This is a genomic window from Bacillus pacificus (genome assembly GCF_020861345.1).
Lineage (GTDB): Bacteria > Bacillota > Bacilli > Bacillales > Bacillaceae_G > Bacillus_A > Bacillus_A pacificus.
Map to the genome: position 1 here is coordinate 2,062,603 of NZ_CP086328.1, position 26,650 is coordinate 2,089,252.

Annotated in this window: 27 protein-coding genes and 1 pseudogene; 16 read left to right on the forward strand and 12 right to left on the reverse strand. The window is 34.7% G+C overall.

The window, feature by feature from the left end:
• From LMD38_RS10820 to LMD38_RS10855, 8 genes are all read left to right on the forward strand, one after another.
• Positions 1 to 1,734, forward strand: a complete 1,734-nt coding sequence (locus LMD38_RS10820; protein ID WP_062822223.1) for a tetratricopeptide repeat protein — start codon at positions 1 to 3, stop codon at positions 1,732 to 1,734.
• A gap of 1 nt (position 1,735) precedes the next feature.
• The gene (locus tag LMD38_RS10825) at positions 1,736 to 2,101 is read left to right on the forward strand and encodes a hypothetical protein (RefSeq protein WP_016718006.1); all 366 of its coding nucleotides are present in this window, start codon (positions 1,736 to 1,738) and stop codon (positions 2,099 to 2,101) included.
• Positions 2,102 to 2,186: 85 nt separating this feature from the next.
• Positions 2,187 to 2,957: a hypothetical protein gene (locus LMD38_RS10830; protein WP_016718005.1), complete on the forward strand. Its 771-nt coding sequence runs from the start codon at positions 2,187 to 2,189 to the stop codon at positions 2,955 to 2,957.
• A gap of 206 nt (positions 2,958 to 3,163) precedes the next feature.
• Positions 3,164 to 4,231, forward strand: a complete 1,068-nt coding sequence (locus LMD38_RS10835) for a glycoside hydrolase family 113 (protein WP_062822222.1) — start codon at positions 3,164 to 3,166, stop codon at positions 4,229 to 4,231.
• Between the two features lie 89 nt (positions 4,232 to 4,320).
• Positions 4,321 to 4,512, forward strand: coding sequence for a DUF378 domain-containing protein (locus LMD38_RS10840; protein WP_062822221.1), 192 nt, complete (start codon positions 4,321 to 4,323; stop codon positions 4,510 to 4,512).
• 209 nt (positions 4,513 to 4,721) lie between these two features.
• Complete coding sequence (serC, locus tag LMD38_RS10845; protein WP_062822244.1) at positions 4,722 to 5,804, forward strand: 3-phosphoserine/phosphohydroxythreonine transaminase; 1,083 nt, start codon at positions 4,722 to 4,724, stop codon at positions 5,802 to 5,804.
• A 12-nt stretch (positions 5,805 to 5,816) separates the two neighbouring features.
• Positions 5,817 to 6,989, forward strand: coding sequence for a 3-phosphoglycerate dehydrogenase family protein (locus tag LMD38_RS10850; protein WP_062822220.1), 1,173 nt, complete (start codon positions 5,817 to 5,819; stop codon positions 6,987 to 6,989).
• Between the two features lie 13 nt (positions 6,990 to 7,002).
• The gene (locus tag LMD38_RS10855; RefSeq protein WP_062822219.1) at positions 7,003 to 8,250 is read left to right on the forward strand and encodes a DUF1015 domain-containing protein; all 1,248 of its coding nucleotides are present in this window, start codon (positions 7,003 to 7,005) and stop codon (positions 8,248 to 8,250) included.
• Positions 8,251 to 8,440: 190 nt separating this feature from the next.
• On the opposite strand, the gene LMD38_RS10860 is transcribed toward LMD38_RS10855, so the two are convergent.
• From LMD38_RS10860 to LMD38_RS10880, 5 genes and pseudogenes are all read right to left on the reverse strand, one after another.
• The gene (locus LMD38_RS10860) at positions 8,441 to 8,836 is read right to left on the reverse strand and encodes a DUF3224 domain-containing protein (RefSeq protein WP_062822218.1); all 396 of its coding nucleotides are present in this window, start codon (positions 8,834 to 8,836) and stop codon (positions 8,441 to 8,443) included.
• A 91-nt stretch (positions 8,837 to 8,927) separates the two neighbouring features.
• Positions 8,928 to 9,959: pseudogene (locus tag LMD38_RS10865) on the reverse strand (S66 family peptidase).
• 636 nt (positions 9,960 to 10,595) lie between these two features.
• Complete coding sequence (locus LMD38_RS10870; protein WP_016717998.1) at positions 10,596 to 10,883, reverse strand: hypothetical protein; 288 nt, start codon at positions 10,881 to 10,883, stop codon at positions 10,596 to 10,598.
• On the reverse strand, positions 10,880 to 11,983 hold the full coding sequence (locus LMD38_RS10875; RefSeq protein WP_062822217.1) for a tetratricopeptide repeat protein: 1,104 nt from the start codon (positions 11,981 to 11,983) through the stop codon (positions 10,880 to 10,882). Before LMD38_RS10875 ends, LMD38_RS10870 begins: the two co-directional genes overlap by 4 nt.
• A gap of 285 nt (positions 11,984 to 12,268) precedes the next feature.
• Complete coding sequence (locus tag LMD38_RS10880) at positions 12,269 to 12,877, reverse strand: hypothetical protein (protein ID WP_228920286.1); 609 nt, start codon at positions 12,875 to 12,877, stop codon at positions 12,269 to 12,271.
• A 449-nt stretch (positions 12,878 to 13,326) separates the two neighbouring features.
• Between LMD38_RS10880 and LMD38_RS10885 the strand changes: the two genes are divergently transcribed.
• From LMD38_RS10885 to LMD38_RS10895, 3 genes are all read left to right on the forward strand, one after another.
• On the forward strand, positions 13,327 to 13,953 hold the full coding sequence (locus tag LMD38_RS10885) for an ATP F0F1 synthase subunit alpha (protein WP_062822215.1): 627 nt from the start codon (positions 13,327 to 13,329) through the stop codon (positions 13,951 to 13,953).
• A 178-nt stretch (positions 13,954 to 14,131) separates the two neighbouring features.
• Entirely contained in the window at positions 14,132 to 14,401 is a 270-nt protein-coding gene (locus LMD38_RS10890; RefSeq protein WP_000438993.1) for a 2TM domain-containing protein, read from the forward strand.
• Positions 14,402 to 14,728: 327 nt separating this feature from the next.
• Positions 14,729 to 15,568 carry a YitT family protein gene (locus LMD38_RS10895; protein ID WP_000747495.1) on the forward strand — a complete coding sequence of 280 codons (840 nt, stop codon included), beginning with the start codon at positions 14,729 to 14,731 and terminating at the stop codon, positions 15,566 to 15,568.
• 195 nt (positions 15,569 to 15,763) lie between these two features.
• Here the strand turns inward: LMD38_RS10895 and paiB are convergent, their stop codons facing one another.
• From paiB to LMD38_RS10910, 3 genes are read right to left on the reverse strand one after another with little or no spacing between them, the layout of a single operon-like run.
• Entirely contained in the window at positions 15,764 to 16,387 is a 624-nt protein-coding gene (gene paiB / locus LMD38_RS10900) for a protease synthase/sporulation negative transcriptional regulator PaiB (protein ID WP_000275832.1), read from the reverse strand.
• A gap of 22 nt (positions 16,388 to 16,409) precedes the next feature.
• A complete protein-coding gene (locus tag LMD38_RS10905) occupies positions 16,410 to 16,928 on the reverse strand; it encodes a spermidine/spermine N(1)-acetyltransferase (protein ID WP_061182978.1) in 519 nt (172 codons plus the stop codon).
• 25 nt (positions 16,929 to 16,953) lie between these two features.
• Positions 16,954 to 17,406 carry a MarR family winged helix-turn-helix transcriptional regulator gene (locus LMD38_RS10910; RefSeq protein ID WP_016717991.1) on the reverse strand — a complete coding sequence of 151 codons (453 nt, stop codon included), beginning with the start codon at positions 17,404 to 17,406 and terminating at the stop codon, positions 16,954 to 16,956.
• Positions 17,407 to 17,520: 114 nt separating this feature from the next.
• On the opposite strand from LMD38_RS10910, the gene LMD38_RS10915 reads away from it, so the two are divergent.
• From LMD38_RS10915 to LMD38_RS10925, 3 genes are all read left to right on the forward strand, one after another.
• Positions 17,521 to 18,186 (forward strand): YczE/YyaS/YitT family protein, encoded by a 666-nt coding sequence (locus tag LMD38_RS10915; protein WP_062822214.1) that lies wholly within the window; start codon positions 17,521 to 17,523, stop codon positions 18,184 to 18,186.
• 80 nt (positions 18,187 to 18,266) lie between these two features.
• On the forward strand, positions 18,267 to 18,944 hold the full coding sequence (locus LMD38_RS10920) for a response regulator transcription factor (protein WP_016717989.1): 678 nt from the start codon (positions 18,267 to 18,269) through the stop codon (positions 18,942 to 18,944).
• Position 18,945: 1 nt separating this feature from the next.
• Complete coding sequence (locus LMD38_RS10925) at positions 18,946 to 20,322, forward strand: sensor histidine kinase (protein ID WP_062822213.1); 1,377 nt, start codon at positions 18,946 to 18,948, stop codon at positions 20,320 to 20,322.
• Between the two features lie 186 nt (positions 20,323 to 20,508).
• On the opposite strand, the gene LMD38_RS10930 is transcribed toward LMD38_RS10925, so the two are convergent.
• Entirely contained in the window at positions 20,509 to 21,768 is a 1,260-nt protein-coding gene (locus tag LMD38_RS10930) for an MFS transporter (RefSeq protein ID WP_062822211.1), read from the reverse strand.
• A gap of 220 nt (positions 21,769 to 21,988) precedes the next feature.
• Complete coding sequence (locus LMD38_RS10935) at positions 21,989 to 22,612, reverse strand: ArsR/SmtB family transcription factor (RefSeq protein WP_062822210.1); 624 nt, start codon at positions 22,610 to 22,612, stop codon at positions 21,989 to 21,991.
• 185 nt (positions 22,613 to 22,797) lie between these two features.
• On the opposite strand from LMD38_RS10935, the gene LMD38_RS10940 reads away from it, so the two are divergent.
• Positions 22,798 to 23,862, forward strand: a complete 1,065-nt coding sequence (locus LMD38_RS10940; RefSeq protein ID WP_062822209.1) for an ABC transporter permease — start codon at positions 22,798 to 22,800, stop codon at positions 23,860 to 23,862.
• Positions 23,862 to 24,533 carry an ABC transporter ATP-binding protein gene (locus LMD38_RS10945; protein ID WP_061182971.1) on the forward strand — a complete coding sequence of 224 codons (672 nt, stop codon included), beginning with the start codon at positions 23,862 to 23,864 and terminating at the stop codon, positions 24,531 to 24,533. The genes LMD38_RS10940 and LMD38_RS10945 overlap by 1 nt, the downstream gene beginning before the upstream one ends.
• A 64-nt stretch (positions 24,534 to 24,597) precedes the next feature.
• On the opposite strand, the gene LMD38_RS10950 is transcribed toward LMD38_RS10945, so the two are convergent.
• Positions 24,598 to 25,716, reverse strand: a complete 1,119-nt coding sequence (locus LMD38_RS10950) for an LPXTG cell wall anchor domain-containing protein (protein WP_016717984.1) — start codon at positions 25,714 to 25,716, stop codon at positions 24,598 to 24,600.
• 150 nt (positions 25,717 to 25,866) lie between these two features.
• Complete coding sequence (locus LMD38_RS10955) at positions 25,867 to 26,460, reverse strand: ATP-binding protein (RefSeq protein WP_141114915.1); 594 nt, start codon at positions 26,458 to 26,460, stop codon at positions 25,867 to 25,869.
• Between the last annotated feature and the right edge of the window lie 190 nt (positions 26,461 to 26,650).

Below are 26,650 nucleotides of genomic sequence, written 5' to 3' on the forward strand. Positions count from 1 at the left end.
ATGGAAGAGCAACTTAGGAGAATCTCGCACTTATTAAAGCTTGGTGATGTTGAGCTTGCAAAAGAAGAAGCGGAATGGATGATTAAAGAAGATCCAGAAGATGCGACTGGTTATCTTTGTTTAAGTCATGTGTACTACTTTGGTTTTCGACAAATTGATGAAGCAAGTAAATATTTAGAAGAAGCACTAAAGATAGATCACTTAGATGAAAATGTTTTGTTAACAGCGCTAGACATTTTTTATGCGCAAGAAAATTTTGAGAGATTAAAAGAGATAGCAGAAATAGGGATAAAAAATTATCCGGAAGAAGGCGTATATTACTTTTATGTCGGCGAGGCAAAAATACATATCGAATCGTTAAATAAAGGTATTACTTACTATAACAAAGCGATAGAATTAGAACCTGAAAATGATATGTATGTAGGAAGATATGCTTTTATTCTTTTGAGTTATTATCCGAAACGAATAGAAGAGGGTATAAAGGCGGAAAAACGTGCTTTAGAGCTAAATCCAGAAAATGTAACAAATCTAGTCTTTTTTGCAAATGTAGCAAGAGAAAAAGGGAATTTTAAAAAAGCAAGAATGCTAGCTGAAACTGCGATACGATTAGAGCCAAATCATGAAGGTGCTTACAAAATTTATAGAGATACAATCGGAACGAAAAATAAGTATTGTGCTTTTATGGCAAGTTTTACGTATACATTTTGGAATGCATTTTCTAAGTTTTGTAAAATATTTTCGTTTGCAAGTAAGAGGAATCTTACATTGCACTATATTTTAGTTATTTTAAGCCTTTTAGGTTGGATAATACTGCCTGTATATTTGACAGGTTGGTATGCCGGTTCCGTGTATATAGTTATTTTTATGATGTATATCATTTCATCTATTATAAAAGGGCGAATTCATAAAGAAGTAGGATTAGGAACACCCTTTGATGCTGAATACAATGTGAAAAGAAATAAAATCATTCGAAATCGTGAAATTTCCAATATGGAAAGTACAGTTAAAAAAGGAGAGGCTACTACTATTCCAGCTGCGAAACTATCAAAAGAAGAACTGGAAGCACAGCTAGAGGGTTTTTGGAGTAAAGGAACTGTGTATGAGGGGCAGCAAGAGGTTGCTGCGGTAGTGCAAGAGCCCACTTTATCATCAGCTGAACATAAAAAGATTCAATCATATTCAGATATTGAATCACCAAAATATAGTAAATGGTATATTTGTTTAATTGTCGTTTTATCGATCTCCTTTATATTTAAAGTTGGGAAATTGTATAACTTAAATCATACAAATGCGGTGAATACGACGCCACAAATGAGTCAAGAAACGAAGGATATTATTGTAGAGCAACAAGATAAAGCGCTCAAAGATAAAAAAGAATCGTTCGATAAGTTAGAAGTAGTAACTGTATTATACGTATTAAGAAAAGGTGATTGGAATGGAAGTACAATCGAGGGAGCTATAGAGAAAAGTTATGTACCGGTTATGTTAGAAAAAGTAGGACAACCAGCCGGGGAGAAGTTAAAAAAAGCGACTCCTATAAAAATATATAAAGAGGATACAAGAACGTACGTATTACTTCAAAATGGAGATAGCTCTTTTATAATTGAAATAACAGCAAGAAAGTTAACTCATATTTACGGTGAGAGCTGGAATAATGCGCAAGAAGAGATGCAAAAATATGAAGAGCTACTTGGGAAAATAGAGTCACAAGGCGTTGAAGCAGGGGGGATTTAGCATGAGTATTAAAGTAGTAAGGGCAACGGGAATGATGGGAGGAGCAGCAAGAGTCGCTGTAAAGATAGATAATGAAGTAGTAATGAAACTTGAAAATAATGAAGAATATACGCTTCCTTTTGAGGGAGATGAAGCAAATATAAAAGTGAAACAATTCTTTTTTGGGAGTAAAGAAAAGAAAGTAAAGGATGGCGATATAGTAGAAATTAAGATAAATAGTATCGCCATTTTATTCATGATTGTGTCAATAATGGCTGTTGTATTTGGTTCTTCAATTGGTATAAATATAGTTATTTTTGGTGTTATAGGAGCGTTAGTTACGTTAGTATATGGATTGAACAATTGGTTTAGTTTAGAAGTGAAATAAGTATTGTATCTGTTTTTATGTTAATTTATTTCGTTTACTATACATGAAGTGTAATTATTTCTAATAGGGAATGGGGAGGATCATTATGAAGAAAATGATTGTAGCATCTAGTTTGGCGTTAATAGTAGGTTTGACAACGGGGTGTAGTAGTGAGAAAACGAATGTTACGAAGCCAGTCGCTGTACAAAAAGAAAATGAACTAGTAGCGAAAGATATTTTTAAAAAAGCAGGTGATAATTTAAAACAAGAGGATTTTCTCACTTTAACGTCTCTTATGTCAATGAAGGGGAACAGTCAATCAGAAGAGATTAAAATGAACATTCAAATGGAGCCGAAACGAAAGAATTCTAGAGCAGAAATGAAAATAAGTGGAACAGATATTGTAACGTACGAAGTAGATGGAAAAGTCGTTGCTCAAGTGAAAGACCCTAGTACAGGAGAGTTAATTACGATACCTAGTGATCAATTTAATGTAAATGACGTAATGGTAAGTAAAAATTTACTTAATGAGTTAGATCTACCAGAAGTTTTGGCTAAGAAAATGAAAGCGAAGAAGGAGGGAGATACACATAAGCTTACACTTGACCTAAAGGGGAAAGAAGCAGTTGATACATTACAGAAAATTAATGGAGATATGAACAAATTAATGGAAGGATTTAATATGGATGCGTTAACTGTTGAATATATAATAACGAAAGATTATAAATTTGAAGAGATGCGCACAGCTATAAAACTGAGTGAACGTAATACAGATAAAAAATCTAGTGCGGATAAAGAAAAATTGGATACAGTTGTGAGCATAAAAATTGATTCATTTGAAAAATTTGATCCAATTAAGTTACCAGAAGGAAGTTAATAATTTCAATCATATAAGGGGAAAAAGGAGCGGAAATATGCTCCTTTTTTATTTACCTTACTATTTTTAGGAAGTTAGTCTGAATAAGATATGGATAAAGGGTGAATAGCATTTTTATTAATAAAAATTTATTGGATTTTTTGTGGAATATATATGAAATGTTGTATAAAATAATCAGGAAATCCAAAAATTATAGGGGGAAAGTTGTGAAGAAAAATAAGAGTTTAATAAGTTTTTTAGGAGTGTTTATTATGCTATTTTCTTTTTGTTTTCAAGGAAATGTACAGGCAGATGTAAATACTGTTCAATCTGGAAAAATCAAATCAGGAAATGTAACGGTATGGGAAGTTGGAAATGTGGCAAAAGTGTTAGCTGATGTAGAGCGCTTAAATTTAAATACAGTAAATGTACCGATTCAGGTAGATATTCCGAATGTGACTTCTACGAATATGGTAATTAATCAAGCGCAAAAGCAACAGGCTATTATTTTAATTCAAGAATTATTAAAGCGTAATATTCAAGTTATAGTGGAGCCGTTCCCATATATTCAGCAAGGAAATGTTGGGGAAACGGAATGGAATCCAAGTAATATTAATGATTTCTTCTGGAATTGGAAAACGGTTATTTTGCAAGACATCTTTAACTCGATTACAAGTAAATACAATGTGTACGGGCTTAAGATTGCTTCTAATTTCGTGAATATGGAATATGCAGAAGGATATTGGAGCGATACAATTGATTTTGTTCGCCAGCAGTATAAAGGAAATGTTTTGTATCAAATGAATTGGTGGTTAACAGCAAGTTGGGATCCTTCATATGAAGCGAAGTTTGTTGAGAAAATAAATCGTCCGTATTTAAAGAAGGTAGACATTGTTAGTATCGATAGTTGGTTTGAAGTTTCAGGAAAAAGAAATCCATCATATGAAGAAGTGAAGCAAAGTTTATTTGCGACGACAGTATATAACCGTGAACAAAATGTTGTTCAACAACTAGAACAATTACATAAAGCAACAGGAAAACCGGTTTATTTTGGCGGATTTAACGTTCCGGCGCGTGAACTAGGCTTACAAAATCCGTGGAATCCAGATGTTTCTAATGTGTTTTCAAAAGACGTACAATTAAACGGATGGCGCGCTTACCGTGACGTATTAGAACCGAAGTCATATTTTAAAGGCTTTTCAATTTGGTTTATTGGATCTAATAATAGTACGCATGCGTATCAAATACATAGTCAAGAAACGGCAGCAGTTATTAATGGCTGGTACCGAAAATAATTTTTATAAAATAGGCAAGTTTTGAGGTTCACTACATATATTTCTAGTGAAAGGCCTTTCACCATCTTATCACCTAGGGGGCAATCATCATGAAATTTTTGTCTTACCTTACAGTAATTTTGGTGATTCTTGGCGGTTTGAATTGGTTATTTGTGGCGTTAGATTACAATGTAGTTGAGAAATGGTTTGGTTCTATGCCGGCGCTTGTGGACACTATTTATTGGCTCATTGGTCTTTCTGCTATTTATCAAATTTTTGATCGGTTCTTTACGAACAATTAGCTATTATTCCATTACTACTAGAGTGTTAAGTACGATTATGTACTTAGCACTTTTTTGTATGTTTATAAAAATAGTTTGCATATGCAAGCGATTCCATTGCGTCTTACGCCGTAATATTAGAAAAGAAATTGACCGTGTCTTGTATTGTGGGTTATAATTCAGAAAGTTTAAAAAATATTAAAATGAGAAATAGGGAGGTCATCTGGGTGATGGAAAGAGTGTATAATTTTTCAGCAGGACCATCAATACTCCCTTTGCCAGTTTTAGAGAAAGTGCAAAAGGAGCTTGTAAATTATAACGGGACAGGCATGTCTATTATGGAAATGAGTCATCGATCTTCTTATTTTCAAAGTATTATAGATGAAGCGGGTAGCTTGCTTCGTGAATTAATGAACATTCCTGATGAGTATGAAGTATTGTTTTTACAAGGTGGTGCGTCATTACAATTTTCTATGATACCGCTGAATGTAATGAATACGTATAAAAAAGCAGGATATATATTGACTGGCTCATGGTCTAAAAAGGCGATGCAAGAAGCTGAAAAAGTAGGAGAAGTACAAGTGATTGCTTCTTCTGAAAATGAGAAGTTTACTACAATTCCTAGACTGGATGGTTTACTAGGCGATGAAAAACTAGATTATGTACATATTACAACGAACAATACAATTGAAGGAACGAAATATGTGGAAGTTCCACATGTAGATAAAGTACCGCTTGTTGCGGATATGTCCTCAAATATTTTATCAGAACGATATGATGTTTCGAAGTTTGGTCTTATATATGCGGGAGCGCAAAAGAATTTAGGGCCAGCAGGCTTAACGATTGCAATCATAAAAAGAGATTTAATTGGGGGAGCAGATCGCTCTTGTCCTACGATGTTAAACTATGAAACTTACAGTAAAAATAACTCCTTATACAATACACCGCCGTCCTTTAGTATTTACGTAACGAAACTTGTATTAGAGTGGCTGAAAGAGCAAGGCGGGGTATCTGCGATTGAAGAACAAAATAAAATGAAATCTTCACTTCTTTATAATTTCTTAGATGAATCAAAATTGTTTACTTCACCGGTTGATCCTACGTATCGATCACTTATGAACATTCCGTTTACAACGCCGTCAGAAGAGCTGAACAGTGAGTTTCTACAAAAAGCGAAAGAACGCGGCCTTGTTACGTTAAAAGGACATCGATCAGTCGGTGGTATGCGCGCTAGTATTTACAATGCGATGCCAGCAGAAGGCGTACAGCAATTAGTAAAGTATATGAAGGAATTTGAGCTTGAGAATAGATAGGGAGATGGGGATATGTTTCGTGTTCAAACGTTAAATCAAATTGCAGAAAAAGGTTTGCAAGTACTTAGCGGAGAGCGCTATGAAGTAGGGGAGAGAATGGATCACCCAGACGGTATTTTACTTCGCAGTTATTCTTTACATCAAGAGGATTTTTCAAAAGACTTAAAGGCGATTGCAAGAGCTGGTGCAGGTGTAAATAATATTCCTGTCGAGCGATGTACAGAAAAAGGGATTGTAGTATTTAATACACCAGGAGCGAATGCTAATGCAGTAAAGGAACTTATTATTGCAAGTCTTATTATGTCTTCACGTAACATTATTAACGGAGTAAGCTGGACGAAAAATTTAGAAGGAGAAGAAGTACCGCAGCTTGTTGAATCAGGAAAAAAACAATTCGTTGGATCAGAGATTGCAGGGAAACGTCTAGGAGTTATCGGACTTGGTGCAATCGGTGCTTTAGTTGCGAACGATGCGTTAGCTTTAGGGATGGACGTTGTCGGATACGATCCTTACATTTCAGTTGAAACAGCATGGCGCCTTTCTACACATGTGCAAAGAGCATTTAGTTTAGATGAAATTTTTGCAACATGTGATTATATTACCCTTCATATTCCTCTTACGAATCAAACGAAGGGGATTATTGGTGAACACGCTATAGAGAAAATGAAAAAAGGAATGCGTTTATTCAATTTCTCTAGAGGAGAACTTGTAGATGAAAAGGTTCTTCAAAAAGCGTTAGAAGAAGACATTATTGCACATTACGTAACGGACTTCCCGAATGAAAATGTGATTAAAATGAAAAACGTAACAGCGACGCCTCACCTCGGTGCATCTACATCTGAATCAGAAGAAAATTGTGCAGTCATGGCAGCGCGTCAATTACGTGAATATTTAGAGACAGGAAATATTCGTAATTCAGTCAACTATCCAAATGTTGAGCTGCCGTATATCGGAAAGAAACGAATTACGATTATGCATCAAAATGTTCCGAACATGGTAGGACAAATTACAGGATGTTTAGCAGAACATCATATTAATATTGCCGATATGATTAATCGTAGTAAACATTCTTGGGCGTACACAATGATTGATATTGATAACGGAATTGATGATATAATAAAAGAGAATATAGTGGAAAATATAAGCAAAATTACAGGTGTTGTAGCCGTTCGAATGATTGTGTAAAGGAGAGAGGAACTTGGCAAAAATCCGACCGTTTCGGGCCATTCGTCCAGTAGAAGAAAAAGCAGTACAAGTTGCGGCTTTACCGTATGACGTATTAAATAGTGAAGAGGCAAGAGAGGTTGTAAAAGGGAATCCGTATTCTTTCTTGCACGTTGATAAAGCAGAAATTGATTTAGACCCAGCGCTTTCACCGTACGATGATCGCGTATATGAAAAAGCGGGTGAAAATTTAAATCGATTGATACGAGAAGAAGTGTTCATACAAGACGAAGAGCCAGCGCTATACATTTATGAACTGACGATGCAAGGAAGAACGCAGTCAGGCCTTGTCGTTTGTACATCTATTGATGAGTATGAAGACGATACAATTAAAAAACATGAAAGAACGCGTCATGAAAAAGAACTAGATCGTATTCGTCACGTAGATGTGTGTGACGCAAATACAGGTCCTATCTTTTTAACATATCGTACAAAAGAAGAAGTGAAACGTTTCATCACAAGCTGGAAAGAAGAACATGCGCCAATCTATACATTTACAGCAGAGGACGGTGTTAGGCATGTTGCTTGGAAAATAGCTGATGAAGAAGTAATTACAAGTTTAGTAAACTTATTTGAAGATATCCCTAACTTGTACATTGCAGACGGACACCACCGCTCCGCGTCAGCCGCAAAAGTAGGGCTCATGCGAAGAGAACAATATCCGAATTACACAGGAGAAGAAGAGTTTAATTTCTTCCTATCAGTTTTATTCCCTCATGATGAATTATCTATTTGGGACTATAACCGAGTTGTAAAAGATTTAAATGGATTATCAGAAGAACAGTTTTTAAAGCAAATCAAGCAATACTTCTATGTAGAAGAAGCATCTATTTCTCCGTATAAACCAAATGAGCCAAAAACATTTGGCATGTATGTAAACGAGAAGTGGTATAAGCTCACAGTGAAAGAGGAAACGTTTGATGCGAATGATCTTGTGAAAGGTTTAGATGTATCTATTCTGCAAGATCATTTATTAAGCCAAGTACTTGAAATACATGATCCGCGATCTGATTCACGCATTGATTTTGTTGGAGGAATCCGCGGATTAGAAGAACTAGAACGTCTTGTAAATAGCGGTGCATATAAAGCAGCGTTCTCACTATATCCGACATCAATGGAATCTTTATTAGCAATCGCAGACGCTGGAGAAGTTATGCCACCAAAATCAACGTGGTTTGAACCGAAACTGCGCAGTGGGTTGTTTGTACATTCTTTAAAATAAATATAGACTTCATTAGTTTGAAAAACCGAAATGATTTTAGTTTCGGTTTTTCTTATTTTAAAAGAGTTTTTGAGGAGGGGGGGGGACTAATGAAATTGCAAGTAGGCGAAAAAATTACCTTTGAACGAACTTTAAGGACATTCCTAGTATTACAAGAAATGTCCTTTCCACTAAAGTATAGGGTATTTCGCTAAAATTCAAACTCTAAAATTAGTTTACTAGTTTGACCTGCAAACTGATAATGATAGGAACCTCTCAGACTTTCTAAGTTACCGGTAGCTTTAATAATTGTTCCTGGGGAATCTAAATTTCCTTTATCAAATATTCCTTGCTCTATAGCTGTAAATGTCCCATGCTGGCCCTTATAAACTCCTTCAAAGTGTAAAAATCCAGAAATTTTAGCAGTAGCTAAGTGACCATCATTTATACTTGAGTCTAAATAATATAATAAGTATTCAACAAAAGCCTTTCCTTTTAATTCACCATCAATATCATATTCAACATGGGCAATATTAATAGGGAAATCTTTTTTAGTATCATCGATTGGTTTTTCATCCCATTTACTTACTGTAAATGTTACTTCCATACACGTAAATCCCCCTTTATCATTAGATAAGTAATCTCCATATCATTTAAAAGTACCAATTCACAGTTATATCTCGTAGGAGTGTTTTTATTCATTCCACTCCATTTTCCAAAATAGAAAAAGATCCATTTTCACAATCAATTTCTGCCATCGCGCCGTAAGGTAAAATAAACTTCGGTTCAGTATGACCAAAATTCAAATTATAAAGAATTGGCAAATCTTCTAAGTTATGTTCTTTCATAACTTGCAGTATTTCATGTTTATATTCTTCATAATACATTTCGTCTTTCGGTTTACCAAAAATGATGCCCTTGGCTTTTTGGAGAATACCTTGCGCTGCATAATTTCGTAACCAATACTTTATATAACTTGGTTCTGGATGGTCTTCAGAAGTTTCAAAGAAGAGAATGCTATCTTCCCAATGTTTTTTCTCAGGTCAAAGCTCCGTTCCTTTTGCAAATTCCAATACTTCTATACAACCACCAATTAAACGTCCTTGTACAGTGGTAGAGCCTTGGAGTAGCTCATATCCATTGTTTTGCTGCATCGTACGTCTTGTATCTTTATTTATCTCTATCCATTCTAAACGCTCACTCGTCCATTCAGGAGCTGGTTGAATTTCGCCAATCACTTCATTGGAAAAGAGAGTTCGATTTACCATTTCAACCGTATATGGATCCATCTCTACATTTTCAGCAAAGTCGGTCAAAATTGCCGGACCGTATAAAGAGGAAAGACCTGCTTTATGACAAAATAAATGTGAAATAGTAACGTCAGAGTATCCCATAAAAATTTTCGGGTTTTCACGTATTACATTAAAATCTATATAGGGAAGTAGGCGAATGCTATCTTGACCGCCAATATTAGCAATAATTGCTTTCACGCGCGTATCTTGAAATGATGTCATTAAATCTTCCGCACGAGCCTGTGGGTTGTTATAAATGAATTCGCTACCTTTTAAACTATTCGGCATGGGAACAACCGTAAGACCGAAAACTTCTTCTAATCTCTTTACTCCTTGCTCATATCGCCATCTTATTTCAGAATCACCCGCGCCTCCCCATGAAGGACTTACTGTTGCTACAATATCACCTGGCTGTAATCTCTTTGGTTTTATTAACATATGAATTCCGCCTCTACATAATGTAATGAAATACGATTATACAAACCGTAGCATTGAAAAATATGATGCATGTCATTAGTTTCTTCATCATCAATCCGTTTACCTGCTGGGATTCAAGAATTCAATCTTAGTGTTGAATTGCATTTAAAAATTACAGTATGCAACATTGTATGAGAAAGAAAGTTGCTATTTTCTGCAATCTGTAACTGTAATGATTATAAGTTGGTCGTATTCAATCCGAAAAATAAAATCATCATGAATGGAGAGGTTACAGCTTTTTCTGAACAAGAAAGCTATCGCCTTTAGGCAGGGGAGGAAAGGGAGGTTGGATACGGAGTGTCACTAAAAATTGCAACGTTCATGGTACTTTAAGTGACCGAAGTATAGGTAGTTTCTTCGTTTTTTGTTGGGATTTTTTTTGGGTCATTCTTTAATTATTAAATAGAGAGGTAAAATAAAAATACACCTAATTAATAGGTGTATTTTTTAGACTTGAAAACCACATATGTATTGGAGATTTCTCTGGGGTACAGCGTATCATTACAGAAATCATGCGTATACATAATAGGTGCTATATTGAATGGTTTCCGAATAGATATGGAAATTGAAAACTAAATAAATTTCAATTTTGGTAACTTAAATACCTGTACCATGCTCAGAATTAGCAGGGGCGCCACCAGTATTGCCATGAGATTTAACTTTCGGAGCAGGGAAATGTGTATGCCCTTCTTGTTTAGGAGCTCCACCAGTGTCGCCGATGTTTAATGCAGGAGCGCCGCCAGTATGTCCCTCAGAAAAAGAAGGAGCAGGTGGAGAAGGGAAGTGAGCATGTCCAGCTTGATTTGTGAAACCTGCGTTTAAGCCAAATGCAGCAATACCCGTAAAAGCAATACCTATAGCGATTTTACCAATTGTTTTTTTCATTTCTTTAACCCTCTTTCATTTGATTTTTTTGCTACTGTACTATTAAAGAAGTATAAACTTGCTTTCTCATGTTGTTGTTTGTTATAAAACGCAAGAGCTAGTTTTTCAAGATATTCAGAAACGTAACTATATAAGGATTCTCTATTGAAGTATTCAATTCCTTTTAAAACAATCGATTCAATTTGATCTAATTCATTTTGATTTGTGAAAACTTCTAATATAGCAAAGTGATGTTTATACTCTTCATTATCGAGTTCAGAAATAAGTTGTTTCCCTATTTTAATGTAGTGGTTTGCTTTGTCTACAAGTCCTAATTTTTCATGTTCTTGTGCAAGTAAGAATATAGCTTTGTAGTGAGAAGGGAGTTTTTCAATGACTTGTGTCAGATGACGAATTGCTTCTTCAGATAGATTCTGGCTTGCATATAGTAGTCCTAAATTACCACGAACAAAAAGCTGTAAGGATTCTTCATTTAATTTTTGAAGAATATCTAACGCTTTGTTATAACTTTCCTCAGCTTGTTCAAAATGTCCAACATCTGCATAAGAAGCACCAAGTACACTTAAACAGGAAGAAATATTTCTTTCACATCCGTGTTGCATTTCAAAAATTTCTAATGCTTTAGAAGCATTTACAATGGCAAAACTTGGTTGTTGTTGATGGTAATGATAAGTTGCAAATCGGTAATAGAAATCAGCTTGTTCAATTTGGCTGTGTCCAGATAAAAGCGCCTGTGCTTTTAAGAAATATTCGTCTGCTTCCTGATATTTATTGATAGCTGTTAAGTGAATCGCTTTATAATAATGATATAGATAAGATAGGTGTTTATCTTCTGGTTTTTCTTGGTCTTCTATGATTTGAAAACTATCTTTCGAGATTGATAGTCCATCTGTCAGAGCTGTATGTCGGAACTGCAGTAATGCATAATATAACTGATAAAGTGGAATCGTTTCTGTTTCTTTCAAAAGTATTTCTTCATGTTCTTTTTTAGCTTCTTGAAACTGAATTTGTGCTTCCTTAACGTTTTGCGTTAAGATTGCATGGTACCAAGCTTCTAAATGTTTTGTTGTATATGTATGTCCCTTCAATGAAATGTTCATATTAGCCCCCTTGTATATTTTTTTATATAATTGTAACTATAATGGTAACACAATTAAAAGTAATTATATGGAATTTATTGTTGATAAAAAATATTCAGAATTATATAAGTCGGTAAAACCTGTCAGTCCATGTGTTTTTATGAAGAAAAGGACACAATTGACTATAGAATCTTAATAAGATGATGCCACATGTACAATGCTAAAATAAAAGTTGAGAAAGTATGCATGAGGTGTGAATAGGGTAAGAAGGTAAAAATCCTAGCTACAATAGCTAGGATTTTTGTGTTAAATAGTCTCACCGTGAGCTTCTTGTTTAGGCGCAGGAAAATGTTCGTGCCCTTCAAGTTTCGGAGCAGGAAAATCGCCATGCCCTTCAAGCTTCGGAGCAGGAGTATCGCCATGTCCTTCAAGTTTCGGAGCAGGAGTATCGCCATGAGCATCTAATTTAGGAGCAGGAAAATCGCCATGCCCTTCAAGCTTCGGAGCAGGAGTATCGCCATGTCCTTCAAGCTTCGGAGCAGGAGTATCAGCATGGCTCTCAAGTTTCGGAGTCGGCGTATCACCAACATTTAAAGCAGGAGCGCCAGTATTACCATGCGCTTCTAACGTAGGAGCAAAGAAGTCAGCGTGACTCTCTTTTTTAGGAGCCATTCCTTCCCCATGAGTATTTGTATAAGAAGGAGCCCAAATGTCGCCATGTGAATCTAATTTCGAGCTTAAATCAGCATGTGTCTCTAGTTTAGGAGCAGCGAAATCAGCATGGCTTTCTAATTTCGGAGAAAAAGTTTCACCGTGCTCAGCTTTTACAACGCCGCCATCCCCAATATTTACACCAAAAAGACCAAAGCTAAACACTGATAACCCTACAACAGCTGTACTAATTTTTCTTTTCAATCTATCTCTCTCCTTTTTATTGTTTTATTTCATTTTGTCTAAACGTGGTAGATAAAATGAAACGAATCGTAAAAAAATTCCAAATGTATTACGATATACGAATAATTCTGTGTAATATTTTGTAAAACCTCCTTGAAATTTGAATTTTATGAAAATAAAATTCGACATGGTTCATTATTCAACTAGTTGAATAAATTTTGATTGAGTTTTTATAAAGCTATTCGTTAACCTTAGGACCGAAAGTGGTTCTTAATTTCTTTATACCGTGGTCATAAGGTTATTTTAGCTTTGAATTAAATTAAAGCCCTCTTGCTGTATATTTAAAAATTACAGTATGCATCATTGCATAAGAAAGAGAGTTGCTATTTTCTATAACCTGTAACTATAATAGTTACAGGTTGGTCGTATCCAATCAAAAATAAAATCATCATGAATGGAGATGTTTCATAATGGGTATGAAAAAAATAATTTTAGCAGGTGCTTTAGGAATCGCAGCATTATCAGGAACGAATGTACCAGGATTAGAAGTAACAAAAGCGAGTGCAGCTTCTATTGAATCGAATCTCTCGACGTTAGAAGGACGAGTAGTAGAAGTAGATAATGGTGTAATTGTTGTAAAATCTAAGCAATACGAAGAACCCGTTAGTGTATATATAGATTCATTTTCAAATGTGAAAGTAGGAGATGAAGTAAAAGCTACTGGATCTATGATGCGTAATTTTACAGAATATATGGTTGCAACTGCAATTGAAAATACAACAAACAAGTTAGGTATGCACATGAAAGAAGATGGCTCACCTGATTATGTAATTGGGGAAGTATCAAAAGTAGGAACAGACGGTGCTACTAAATATGTTGTAGTTGAGTATCCATCGCTAAACGGGAAGAAAGTTATTATTGATGTTTTCTTAACAAAGGGACAAGTATTTCATACGAGTGAGAAAGTGAAAATTGATATGAATTATGTAGGCTGGGGTGGAAGTTCTATTAATTGGAACACAGTTGATCATATCGAAAAAGTTCATGAGGTAAAGAGCAACGTTGAAAATAATGATGATGTTTGGATTTGGTCTTAATTAGACGCCTGTAAATAATAAATGGATTATGCAGTACCTAGCAAATGGTCATACACATGACTATTTGCTAGGTGCTTTTTTGTTTTGTATTTTTTGAGAATAAGGGATTCCTAACTAGAATATGATGTTTAAATCGGAGCGAATTTAAAAAATACAATAATGAAAGAGGTGTTTACATATGGAGCGAGATGAGAATTATTTACGAGCTAAAAAAAGAGTGGAGAATTTAAAAGCGTTTTACATTCATTTAACGGTCTATATACTAGTGAACTTAATGCTTTTTTTCATAAATATAAGTTCTGATTCAAGTAAATTATGGTTTTTATATCCACTTGCAGGTTGGGGAATCGGAATTGTTATACACGCTTTGACAACTTTTCCAGTTGGCATATTCGGAAAAGAGTGGGAAGAACGAAAGATTAAAGAATATATGGAGAAAGATAAGTAAATTTATGAATATAAACCTCTGTGAGCACACGCTTGATGCGAAGCCTATCCTATAGCTTCGCCTATTTGTTTTGTATTCGAAGTTTGTGCGATTGAGAGTGTTCCTATTCACTTTTCGGCGTAAATAGCATACGAAATCAAAAATTTACTTGTAGTACATAATAAATACAGTTGTTACCCTTTTTAAATTTCATGTAGATATAGAATAAAGTTGATGTATCATCCTATATGAAAATAAAAATAAACTACTGTTCGATTTGAATATTCCACGATATAATGGTGAGAGTTTATATCTGAAGAAATATTTGCATAAGAAGTGAGGTACTATATGAAAAAAAGAACGACAGACATTATTTTTATTATTATTGGTGCATTCCTTTTTGCTTTAGGTGTCAATTTGTTTGTTATCCCGAATGAATTCGGTGAAGGCGGGGTAACAGGGATCACGATTATTACGTACTACTTATTTGAGTGGTCACCAGGTTTAGTCAATTTAATTTTAAATGCGATTTTGTTAATAGTTGGTTATAAATTTTTAAATAAGATTACAACAATTTATACGATTATTGCTGTAGTTACGAACTCGCTATTCCTTCATTTAACAGAAGGATGGACGATTGCTTCTGATGAAATGCTCGTAAATGCCATTTTCGGTGGAATATTTATCGGGTGCGGGATTGGTCTTATCATTCGCGTTGGTGGAACGACAGCAGGTACTACCATCTTAGCGAGGATGACACATAAGTACTTAGGTTGGAGCATTAGCTATGGTCTACTGTTCTTCGATTTAATCGTTGCGTTTTCATCTTATTTCATCATTGGTGCAGAAAAACTGATGCTGACAATTATTATGTTATATGTAGGAACGAAAGTAATGGAATTTGTAATTGAAGGGTTAAATCCAAAAAAGGCCATTACGATTATTTCAGATAAACCGGATGAAATTGCCGGGAAGGTAACTTCTTTAATGGGCAGAGGGGTTACCGTGTATTCAGGTCATGGCTATTACACGAAAACGCCGAAGGACATTCTTTATGTTGTTATTAATAAGCAAGAAGTAGTGAAGCTAAAGCGAATTGTTCAAACTACAGATCCGGCTGCGTTCATTGCTATACATGATGTTCGTGACGTATTTGGAGAAGGATTCGTTGATATTTCGAAGGCTTAAAAATTACTTTTCATTAAAATAATCTTAATACTAAAACGTGAGAATCTATTTTGAATCGTCTGTTTTCAAAATAGATTCTTTTTTATTAAACACCATTCACTTTCAGTTCGAACTTTTACATTTTAAAGAAAACTGCCGATAGAACGTTCCAGTCTGTTCTTTAATTTTGAAATGTGAGAGTTGAATAACAATGGATTATATGTGATTTTTTAATCTACTCCCCATGAGTTCCGCCATTTGTTTTGCATCTGGATTTTCTTCATCGTACAATTTCTCAATAATGTTAATATAATCCGTCTCATTTCGATTTTGGCTTAATTTATATGCAGCCTGAATGTCTTCCACCTTAATTTTAAATCCAATTATACCTTTCAGTTCATTTTCTAAGAGAGTGGGGGAAAGTTTATCCCATAATACTGGATTTTCACGATGCTCTTCATATTTTTTCAGCATTGTTGTTAATTCATCTATTAATTCCTCTTTATCTAAAATACTTGCTTTACCATATATATGGACAGCTTGATAATTCCATGTTGGAACTTCTTCATTTTCATACCAAGAAGAAGAGATATAAGAGTGCGGTCCCTGAAACATTACAAGAACATCCTCACAAGTTTCAAATGTTCTCCACTGGGGGTTCCCATAAGCCATATGTCCAGTAATAAAATAATCATCACCTTGTTTAGTTAACCCAAAAGGTAAATGAGTTGCGATTGGTTTCTCTTTTTTGGTTGTGACGATTGTTCCAAAAGAGTTTTTTTGAACAAACTCCCAAATTTCATCAACATTTGTGACTTTAAAATATTTTGGAATATACATAATAGCCCACCTCTCAAAAAAGTTATATGAGTGTTTTAATCATTATAAGGTCAACTTGTTCGTCATCTCCCATATAAAAGGAGTGAGAGCCAGCTTGTACAAAACCTAACTTCTTATAAAAAGCAATAGCATTTTCATTTTTCTCCCATACGCCTAGCCAAATATTCTTTTTATTATTTGCTATTGCAATTTCCATAGCGTTATTTAGTAGATATTTGCCAAGACCATGTTTTTGAAAGGAGCTCTTTATATAAATTCTCTCGATTTCAAGTGATTCATCGCCCATTTCTTCAGACTGAGCATCATCAGTATTGATCTTCAGATACCCAGCAATTGCATCGTTGAAGTAGACAAAAAAGAATTGAGAAGAGATATTGGATAATTCTTTTTCTAATTGCTTTAAGTTAAATGCCTTTTCCAAATAATGATGCATATTTTCGGGTGAATTCTGATGTTTAAAAGTCTCATTAAATGTTTCATAACTAATTTCTTGAAGTCTGTGTATATCTTTAAGGGTGCACTTTTCTATATGTGTAGTCATTTGAATAGTTAGCTCCTTTATATAATCAATAATTTCTCTTATGTCCCTTTTTTACAAATTCCCAATCTTTTTCTATATTTTTTCTTACTCTTTGAAGAAGATTAGAAATAGTTTCCGCTTCTGTTTCCGAAAATCCTTCTAATGCAACAGTATTGGAATAATCATTTTCTCTTTTAATAAAAGGATAGACGTTTTTTCCTTTTTCTGTTGGAAAAAGTTTTTTGATTTTTTTGTTAGATTCATCTTCTTTCTTTTCGATAAATCCATTGATTTCAAGCTTTTTGATGGCACGGGCTGCGGTTGTACGATCTACTTTTATCATCTCAGATAGCTTTTCTTGAATGATTCCTGGGTTTTCACATATTCGCACAAGGTACAAATACTGACCTTTTGTAAGCTCATATTCTTTAAATTCTATATTACTAATAGAATCTAATGCCCTTGCAATCATGCCAATTTCACGAAGAATTTCTTTCATAATGAACTCCTCATCTTTCTTTTTTATTGCAAATGCAACAATTTGAAGTTACATTTAATATAAAATATTTTTATTGTAAATGCAACAAAAATGACGATGAAGAGGCTGATTAAAATGAAGTATGTTTTTTATGTATTAGGAATTTTAATATTAACCCTTGGTATTTCTTTCACAATACAATCAGATCTTGGTACTTCACCTTTTGATGCACTTTTAGTAGGACTTTCTTTAAATGTGGGGCTTACTGTGGGAAGCTGGGAAATAATAATAGCTTTATTATTAATATGTTGTAATTCGATATTAAAAAGACAAAGACCAGAAGTACTAGGGTTGTTAACAGCATTCATAACGGGCATTGGTATTGATGTGTGGCTATTTTTATTATGCAATCTAATTACACCTGAAATATGGTACAGTAAAATGATTTATTTTGGAATCGGATTAGTTATTACAGGATTAGGAACTGCAATATATTTACAGACAAATTTTGCTCCCATTCCAATTGACCGATTAACTTTAATCATACAAGAATTAACGAGAACGAATATCTTTATATCAAGAACATTTATTTATCTTATATTCTTAATAATGGCAACGATTTTACATGGACCAATTGGTGTTGGAACTATATTAACTGTTTGTTTAGGTGGGCTATTACTGAATTTATTTATGCCACTTACTAAAAAAGTAATAGATCACTTATTCGTACACCAGAGTACTTCATCAAATTATAAGAAAAATAAAGCAGCTGACCACAATGATAAGAAATGTATCTTCTAAGGAATCCTTTTCTTTTTCTTGCAAAAAAACCAATTGTTTCTTAATGTAGTGATGTAGAAGGATGAACGAGAGAGGGTTTAATGAAGATGATACATATTTTATTAGCTGATGATGATAAGCATATTAGAGAATTATTGCATTACCATTTACAAAAAGAGGGGTTTAAAGTTTTTGAAGCGGAAGACGGAAAGGTAGCGCAAGAAGTATTAGAGAAGGAAAATATTCATCTTGCGATCGTGGACATTATGATGCCGTTCGTTGATGGCTATACGTTATGTGAAGAAATTCGGAAGTATCATGATATTCCTGTTATTTTATTAACAGCAAAGGGTCAGTTAGTTGATAAGGAAAAAGGATTCATTTCTGGTACGGACGATTATATCGTAAAACCATTTGAACCAGCTGAAGTCATTTTCCGTATGAAAGCTTTATTACGACGTTATCAAATGCTAAGTGCTGACATAATTACACTCCATGGAACGACAATTGATCGTAAAGGTGTTGAAGTAAAGTGTAACGGGCAGACGATTTTACTTCCATTAAAGGAATTTGAATTATTATCACAACTAGCTAGTTATCCTGGGAGAACATTTTCAAGAGAAGAGTTAATTGAACTAGTATGGGGAATGGATTTTGAAGGGGATGAACGGACAGTTGATGTTCATGTGAAGCGACTAAGAGATCGTTTCTCAAAACGAACGGATGATTTTCAAATTACGACAGTGCGCGGACTCGGTTATAAGTTGGAGCTGAAATAAGATGAAATCACTATATTCTAGATTTGTATTTATGACAGTCGGTATTATGCTACTTAGTAGTATAATCGGCTTTTTATTAACAAACGTATATTATCAAGTGAAGTTAAAGCCATATAATAGCGAAAAGATTTTAAAGTATGCGGAAGAAGTTAAGTCATTATATGAAAAGCAAAGCGAAGAAAATCAAGAGGCGTACTTACAATCTATTGCGAAGTTAGGGTATGAAATTTATATTGTCGATGATCAAAAGAATGGAAAGCGTATCGGCAATGCGTTTCGTAAGACGTCTATTAGTGATGATACCGTTCATAAAGTATTGCAAGGTGAAACGTTTAATGGTGTTTCTACATATCCGACTCGCCTATTTATTACTGGTTTTTTCGATAATGAATTAATAAATAGTGTTGGTGTCCCGGTAAAACACGGTGATAAACAGTACGCTTTATTTATTCGTCCTGACATTCAGAACCAATTTGGCGAAATGCGAATTTTCTTAGCGGTATTACTTGGGTTTATCGTACTATTAAGTATTATCTTTATAGCGATTGCAGCAGGTTACATCGTTCGTCCGATTCGTAAATTTACGAAGGCTACGCAAAAAATTGCGAGTGGTGAATATGAAATCGAATTAGATGTAAAACGAAAAGATGAAATAGGAACGTTATCTACAAGCTTCCAAAAGATGACGAAAAGTATAAAAGAATTAGATGAAATGAGACAAGAATTTGTTTCGAACGTTTCACATGAATTCCAGTCGCCGCTTTCTTCTATACAAGGTTTTTCGAAAACGTTGCAAACAGAAAAGATGAGCGTGGAAGAAAGAAATCATTACTTACAAATTATTGAAGGTGAAAGTAAGCGAATGTCTAGTTTATGTAAACAGTTACTTACGCTCGCTTCATTAGATAAAGAAGAGAAAGTGTTACAAATAAAAGAATTCAATTTGCAGAAGCAAATTAAAGACGTCATTTTTATGCTCGAATGGAAATGGCGTGAAAAAGATATCGCCGTTGAATTTGATGTGCCGGATATCGTCATAAAAGGTGACGAAAACCTTCTTCATCAAGTATGGAGTAACATTTTCACGAATAGTATTAAGTTTTCAAACGATGGTGGGACCGTTGAGTTTTTTGTCGAAGAGTTAGAGTCTAGCGTTATAATCTCTATATCCGATAACGGAATCGGTATGGAACAAGAAGAAATGGATCGTATTTTTGATCGTTTTTACAAGGTGGATACAGCAAGGGCAAGAAATGTAGAAGGTAGCGGTTTAGGATTATCGATCGTGCAAAAGATTGTGGAACTGCATAACGGAAACGTTTCAGTTTATAGCACGAAAGGGGAAGGGACGACCGTTCGGATGGAACTTCCTAAATAGATGGAAGAGGCTGTTTGGAAACGGCCTCTTCTTTTTGTCGTTTTTTGTCGGTAAGTCGATATAATCGAAAAATCGCTGATATAATTCGAGTTGCGCTGATATATTGTGAAAATCGCCGATATAATTCGAGTTGCGCTGATATATTTGAAAAATCGCCGATATAAATTTCACGTACGCCCATTCCTGTTATAAAGCCGCACCTTTCCCGCGCTCTTCCTTAAACTGCACCCCAAAAGTATCCGCTGTAATTTCATCAGCTTTCGGCAAAGCCCGTAATTTCGGATGAAGTAACCATACGAGAGAAATGAAGAAAATCCCGATGCTAGCGAGCGCGAAAATGAGTTGGCTACTCAATACATTTGCGGTGTATCCGCCAATTAAAGAACCGAACGGCATCGCAATTGTGCCCATACTTCGCATGACAGAGTTGATGCGTCCAATATATTGATTTGGAATTACAATTTGACTAATTGTCGCAAATAATATGTTCGTGGCTCCAATCGGAATCCAAGCTAGGCCGAATAAGAAAATAGACAGCCATTGAAACGGTACAATTGTAGAGAGAAACCAAAAGATAGCGCCAGTTGCAAAGCTAATAATGGAGACGCGGCCAACGTTACGTTTGCCAACCCATGAACTGAATAGTGCTCCAATTAAACTGCCGGCGGATATAGCTGCTAAGAAGAAACCATATGATTTCACGCCGCCTAAAGAATCAGCGAAAGAAGGGAGTATTGCCATCGTCATACCGATTGAAAAATTGGCAACAACGGAACCAATTAAGAAAACGCCCATTAATGAACGGAAGACGATTGAAAACCCTTCTTTTAAATCAGAGAAATATTGTTTCGTTGAAAGTGAGGTGCCCGTTTCGGTTTGCTTTGGCATTTTTAATGAAAAGAACAAAAGGGCAGTAATCGCGAATGTGAAAGAGTCGATTACATATAAAGTGATTGCTCCAAATAGTGCTACTAATATGCCAGAAAGCGTCGTGCAAATTAAATCAATGCCTTGATATGCAAATGAAAAGAGTGAATTTCCTTTTAATAATTGTTTTTTATGCAGTAGAAGTGGTAAAGCTTTCGATTGTGCGGGATAGGTGAATTGTTCGATAAAGGCTACGATGGGCATGATGATGAGTAGTAGTTGGACTGTCAATAGATCGAAGTAGTGTGTAATAGGAATGATTAAAATCAGAATGCATTGCAGTACTTGTGTGATGACGAGGGTGTTTTTTATTGGCCATCTATCAACGAATGGACCGGTAAGAAATTGAAGTGCAGAAGGTAATAACGTAAGAAAACCAGCTAATCCAGAATAAAAAGGATTACCACTTAGCTTATATACGAGCCACATCGCGGCTACATAGTATAAGCTATCTCCTATGTTGGTGAAAATTCTTCCTAAAAATAATAAGAGGAAATTCCGGTTTTTCAATATGTCCATTTAATCTACTCCTTTATAAGAAATTTATTCGGTAAAATAAATTTGACCGTTTATCCGACTTTAATGGGCAGTAAGACCCCCACCTCAAAATGCAGCGAAAGCAAAGAAGTTAGGTGGGGGTCGGGCTGCCCATAAAAGTCCGATTGGTTCAACTAATAATCAGTGGGGGATAAAGAAAACCCCCACTGATTAAAGTTTCACTTTATGTAAAAAAATCGTATTACGATTTTTCTTCTTTTTTAATAAATTGCTGCATTGTTCTCTCAGCGATTTGAAGTGCAGTAGTAGAAATATAATAAGATTTACTATTTGGATCTTTATCCGCGTCTTTGGCGATTTCATTTAATTCAGCCATCAATTCATGAAATTTTTTCACCCATACTTGAAATTGTTCTGGCGTAGCATCAAATTCCCAGCAAGATGAAACATAATTCCAATCAGCAGGGTCTTCGCTTTCTTTTCGTAATGTAAAAGCTTCTTCTGGTGCAGCGAGAATATGGCTTTTCGTTCTTTCTGACATTTGTAAAAAGATTTGGCGGCCAGATTCGCTTACCATTTCTAAATGAGGTAATAGGTCTACGGCAGGGGTGAAGCCTCTAGCGACAGATTGATAAAACTTTTGAACGATGCCATTCTTTTCTTCTGTATATACAATTTCTATAAAACCATTCTTTTCTAATTCCTTTAAATGATAATGAATTTTAGCCCTTGGAATGCCGAATTTCTCAGATAGTAGTTGCCCTGTATAAGGACGTTCGCATAGACGCATCATCATTTCGACACGTAGTGGATCGCTCATTGCTTTTAGTTGGCTATAAGTAGTAAGTGTGAACATGGGCTTCAAAATGATCAACTCCTTAAATGAAATTACTCGGTCAAGATTATTTGACTGAATTGTATCAAGGATTTCGATTATTTTCAATACTTTCTGAAAATTAAATCTTACTTTCTGTAATCTTCTGTTCATATTCCGTTCATATTTCTTTTTTATGATAAGTGCATAGAAAGAAAGAGGAAGGAGCGAGCGAAATGTTTTTAGCTCTGCGTGAATTAAAACAATCAAAATTAAGATACGGATTAATCGGATTGATTATGGTGTTATTATCATTTTTAGTTCTTGTTATTTCAGGATTAGCAAATGGATTATCATATGATAATGCTTCATCGATTCAAAATATGGAGGCAAATAAGTTCGTTTTAGCAGATGATGCGGAAAATAAATTACTTCGTTCACAAATTAAGAAAGACGATGTAGATAACGTAGTAAATCAAGTAGGCGAGAAAGAGGCTGTTCCGTTTCGTGTGAAAGTTTCAACGTATGAAAAGAAAGGTAGTTCGAAAAAAGTGGATGTTGCGATTTTCTCAAGTGAACGTGATTCATTTTTAGAACCGAACATTGTAAAAGGTGAGAAATTAGGCACAGCAAACAACGAGATGGTTGCTGATGAATCCATTAAAGAAAAAGGAATCGATATTGGAGATACAATTATTGATCCTGTTTCAAAGAAGGAATTTACAATCGTTGGATTTACGAAAGATCAAATGTTTAGCCATACACCAGTCGTTTATGTAAATGAAGACGTATGGGGCGCTATTTCACAACCAAACCAAAAAGATTATAGTGCAATTGCACTTAATGCAGATAAAGAGATTAAAAATGCACACGTAATTGACAAAAAAGAAGTGCTGCAAAGTATTCCAGGGTTTAAAGAAGAGCAAGGAACATTAACGATGATCATTGCATTCTTACTTGTTATCGCTGCGCTATTAATCGGAGTATTCTTCTACGTTATTACACTGCAAAAAACACAGCAATTAGGCGTATTAAAAGCAATTGGTACGAAGAACTCGTATTTAGCAAATAGTTTAGTCGTACAGGCGTTATTCTTATCAATCGTTGCGATGGTAATTAGTATTGTTCTTGTACAAGGATTAGAAACAATTTTACCAGCAGGTATGCCGTTCTTATTAACAACACCGATGATTGCACAATATGCAGCAATCTTTATCGTCATTAGTATTTTAGGAACACTTATTTCGTTATATCAAGTATTAAAAGTTGATGCGCTAGAAGCAATTGGAGGCGGGATGTAATGACTTCATTATTAAAACTAGACAAAGTAAGTAAAGTGTACGGAGAAGGGGATACGGAAGTAACAGCCCTTCATCCGATATCGCTTGATGTAAAAGCCGGAGAATTTATCGGAATCGTCGGTCCTTCTGGATCAGGGAAAAGTACGTTATTATCAATCGCGGGTGCATTATTATCACCGTCAAAAGGGGATATTTACATTCGTGAGCAAAATATTACACAGTTATCCGAAAAGGAAATGACAGACATTCGTTTGAAAAAAATCGGTTTCATTTTCCAGTTCGCAAATCTTGTTCCATATTTAAATGTAAAAGAACAATTACTTTACATTGCGAAGTTAAAAAAAGAAAGTAAACAAGAATCAGAAAAGCGTGCGGATCATTTATTAGCGGCATTTGGATTAGGAGAAAGAAAAAATCATTATCCAAATCAACTATCTGGTGGGGAAAAACAAAGGGTAGCAATCGCTCGTGCATTCATGAACAACCCAGATTTAATATTAGCAGATGAGCCAACGGCAAGCTTAGACTCAAAACGCGCACGTGAAGTTGTTGAAATGATGAAACGTGAAGTGAAAGAGAGCCAAAAAGCAGCCATTATGATTACACATGATGAAAGAATGCTTGATGTATGTGATCGTATATTGACGCTAAGAGATGGAAAGTTAATATAAAGAAAAGGGCCAACCGTACATGCGGTTGGCCTTTGTATAATTGTTTCTAATAAGTATAATGGCTTTATTTTGAGAATAACGTTTTAATTTTATTGCGAGTTACTAATAAAACGCCGCCTAATACAGATAACATACCTAAAGCCATATTATTTGATTGCTCACTACCAGCGTTAGGAAGTTCTCTAGCGTTATTGTTTGTGTTCGTAGTACCAGTCTTTGTTTCTGTTTGTTTTGATTGAGATACTTCATTAATTTTGTTATCTACATTTTGCTTCGTAGTATGTACCTCAGCTAATTTGTCCTCAATTTTTTTCTCAGTATGTTTAAAGTCGTTGATTTTAATATCTAAGTCTTGTTTTTTCTTTGTTAAATCGTCTGAAACAGTTTGTTTCGTTTGTTTAATTTCGTTAATTTTATTTAGTAAATCTTCTCTAGCTTTTTGTAATTCAGCTAGTTTATTTTTCACATCTTGTTTAGCTAGTTCTAAGTTAGCGGAAAGGCTATCTAAATTGCCTTTAATTTTCTTAAGTTCCTCTAACGTGTTACCAGTATTCGGTTTGTTTTCTTTTAGCTCAGCAAGTTTGTCCTCAGCAGTTTGTTTCGCTTTCTTTAACTCAGCTAATTTGTCATCTACTTGTTTTTTTACTTCTTTAAGTTCATTAACCTTTTGATCGATGTTCTCTTTATGTTGCTTCATTTCATTCACTTTTTCATCGACAGTTTGTTTATGTTCTTTAATCTCATTAACCTTATTATCGATATTTTGCTTATGCTCTTTCACTTCAGCAACTTTATCTTCTACTTGTTTTTTATGCTCTTTTATTTCAGCGATTTTATCTTCGGCGATTTGCTTGTCTTGCTGAAGTTTTGTATCTAATTCTTGTTTATGTTGTTTAATCTCGTTAATTTTTTCATCGGCAACTTGTTTGCGTTCATGTAGTTCATTAACCTTCGTATCAACATTTTCCTTAACTTTGTTAAGTTCATTTAATGTTTGATCCACGTTTTCTTTGTGTTGCTGCAATTTCGCATCTAACTCTTGTTTATGTTGCTTAATTTCAGCTAATCGATCTCCCGTACTTTGCTGAGGAGTAGCATCAGTTACTTCCGCATGAGCAGAGTTTGCGCCAGCAATCATTGCTAAAGCTAGTGTAGACGCAGCGATTGTTTGTTTTGTTTTCATATTTTTGTACCTCTTTTCTTTCATATGCATGAACTGTTTTGTGTAAAAATGAGCATATAGAAGTAGATTATCTTATCATTATATACTATGTTAGGCGCTTAGAGGAAGGATTTGCATAATAATCTATGATTATGTAATTTTTATAATCTTTTATTTTTGGGTAGGGGACAAATCTTTAGCTAGATGAACAATTTCTTCAATAGTAAAGTTTACATCTTTATTATTGCGGATAACAAACAAATAATCAGCCTCGTTTTCTATAGGATCTACAACATCTTCGTGAAGTGACTCAGCCTGTTGGCGATTCAGAACTTCTTTGAAACTAGAATAACTACCTCTAAAAATATTCGTACTTCGTGTGCTTCGAGCCACTCTTTCGTAAAGTACATCATCTGGAATTTCAAAGTGAACGAGTATGCGTACATATTCATTTTGTGGAAATAATTCGTTTAGTAAATATAACCTTCCATTTTTACTGCGATTGGAGTTACTAATAATAAGGTGTAAATTTGTATGTTCTTTCGCATAATCAACAATGAATTTAGAAAGACCGTGCTTAAATGTATTAGCGCCTTCAGCTGGTTGTAATTTTTCATAATGCGTGTTAATAAATTCAGCTTGGTTATCTTGATCCATAACGAAAGAGTGGGGTAACTCTTTTTCTAAAGCTTTTGCAAATGTAGTTTTACCGCTGTGCGTTTTTCCTACTGTAATAATGACGAATCGTTTCATATTGACCTCCATGTGTATTGTTATAATTTGGGGATTCGGTGTAAATTGACAATTTTCCTGCTAGAGAATATACAAAGCGCCGAAGTGATAGTAGGCTGGAAACTTGACAAAAAAACTTATTTATGCTATAATTTACCAATATAAAAATAAAGTGTATAATAGGGTTCTCCTGGCCAGGGGAACCCTATTTTTATTGTGAAAA

Bases quoted from the DNA above. Each gene is read 5' to 3' on its own strand.
- LMD38_RS10840 (WP_062822221.1), top strand. From the start codon at position 4,321: ATGAAATTTTTGTCTTACCTTACAGTAATTTTGGTGATTCTTGGCGGT.
- LMD38_RS10915 (WP_062822214.1), top strand. From the start codon at position 17,521: ATGAAGTATGTTTTTTATGTATTAGGAATTTTAATATTAACCCTTGGT.
- LMD38_RS10895 (WP_000747495.1), top strand. From the start codon at position 14,729: ATGAAAAAAAGAACGACAGACATTATTTTTATTATTATTGGTGCATTC.
- LMD38_RS10940 (WP_062822209.1), top strand. From the start codon at position 22,798: ATGTTTTTAGCTCTGCGTGAATTAAAACAATCAAAATTAAGATACGGA.
- paiB (WP_000275832.1), bottom strand. From the start codon at position 16,387: ATGTATATTCCAAAATATTTTAAAGTCACAAATGTTGATGAAATTTGG.
- LMD38_RS10905 (WP_061182978.1), bottom strand. From the start codon at position 16,928: ATGACTACACATATAGAAAAGTGCACCCTTAAAGATATACACAGACTT.
- LMD38_RS10925 (WP_062822213.1), top strand. From the start codon at position 18,946: ATGAAATCACTATATTCTAGATTTGTATTTATGACAGTCGGTATTATG.
- LMD38_RS10885 (WP_062822215.1), top strand. From the start codon at position 13,327: ATGGGTATGAAAAAAATAATTTTAGCAGGTGCTTTAGGAATCGCAGCA.
- serC (WP_062822244.1), top strand. From the start codon at position 4,722: ATGGAAAGAGTGTATAATTTTTCAGCAGGACCATCAATACTCCCTTTG.
- LMD38_RS10950 (WP_016717984.1), bottom strand. From the start codon at position 25,716: ATGAAAACAAAACAAACAATCGCTGCGTCTACACTAGCTTTAGCAATG.
- LMD38_RS10930 (WP_062822211.1), bottom strand. From the start codon at position 21,768: ATGGACATATTGAAAAACCGGAATTTCCTCTTATTATTTTTAGGAAGA.
- LMD38_RS10920 (WP_016717989.1), top strand. From the start codon at position 18,267: ATGAAGATGATACATATTTTATTAGCTGATGATGATAAGCATATTAGA.
- LMD38_RS10875 (WP_062822217.1), bottom strand. From the start codon at position 11,983: ATGAACATTTCATTGAAGGGACATACATATACAACAAAACATTTAGAA.
- LMD38_RS10825 (WP_016718006.1), top strand. From the start codon at position 1,736: ATGAGTATTAAAGTAGTAAGGGCAACGGGAATGATGGGAGGAGCAGCA.
- LMD38_RS10870 (WP_016717998.1), bottom strand. From the start codon at position 10,883: ATGAAAAAAACAATTGGTAAAATCGCTATAGGTATTGCTTTTACGGGT.
- LMD38_RS10890 (WP_000438993.1), top strand. From the start codon at position 14,132: ATGGAGCGAGATGAGAATTATTTACGAGCTAAAAAAAGAGTGGAGAAT.
- LMD38_RS10860 (WP_062822218.1), bottom strand. From the start codon at position 8,836: ATGGAAGTAACATTTACAGTAAGTAAATGGGATGAAAAACCAATCGAT.
- LMD38_RS10955 (WP_141114915.1), bottom strand. From the start codon at position 26,460: ATGGAGGTCAATATGAAACGATTCGTCATTATTACAGTAGGAAAAACG.
- LMD38_RS10850 (WP_062822220.1), top strand. From the start codon at position 5,817: ATGTTTCGTGTTCAAACGTTAAATCAAATTGCAGAAAAAGGTTTGCAA.
- LMD38_RS10945 (WP_061182971.1), top strand. From the start codon at position 23,862: ATGACTTCATTATTAAAACTAGACAAAGTAAGTAAAGTGTACGGAGAA.
- LMD38_RS10910 (WP_016717991.1), bottom strand. From the start codon at position 17,406: ATGAAAGAAATTCTTCGTGAAATTGGCATGATTGCAAGGGCATTAGAT.
- LMD38_RS10830 (WP_016718005.1), top strand. From the start codon at position 2,187: ATGAAGAAAATGATTGTAGCATCTAGTTTGGCGTTAATAGTAGGTTTG.
- LMD38_RS10820 (WP_062822223.1), top strand. From the start codon at position 1: ATGGAAGAGCAACTTAGGAGAATCTCGCACTTATTAAAGCTTGGTGAT.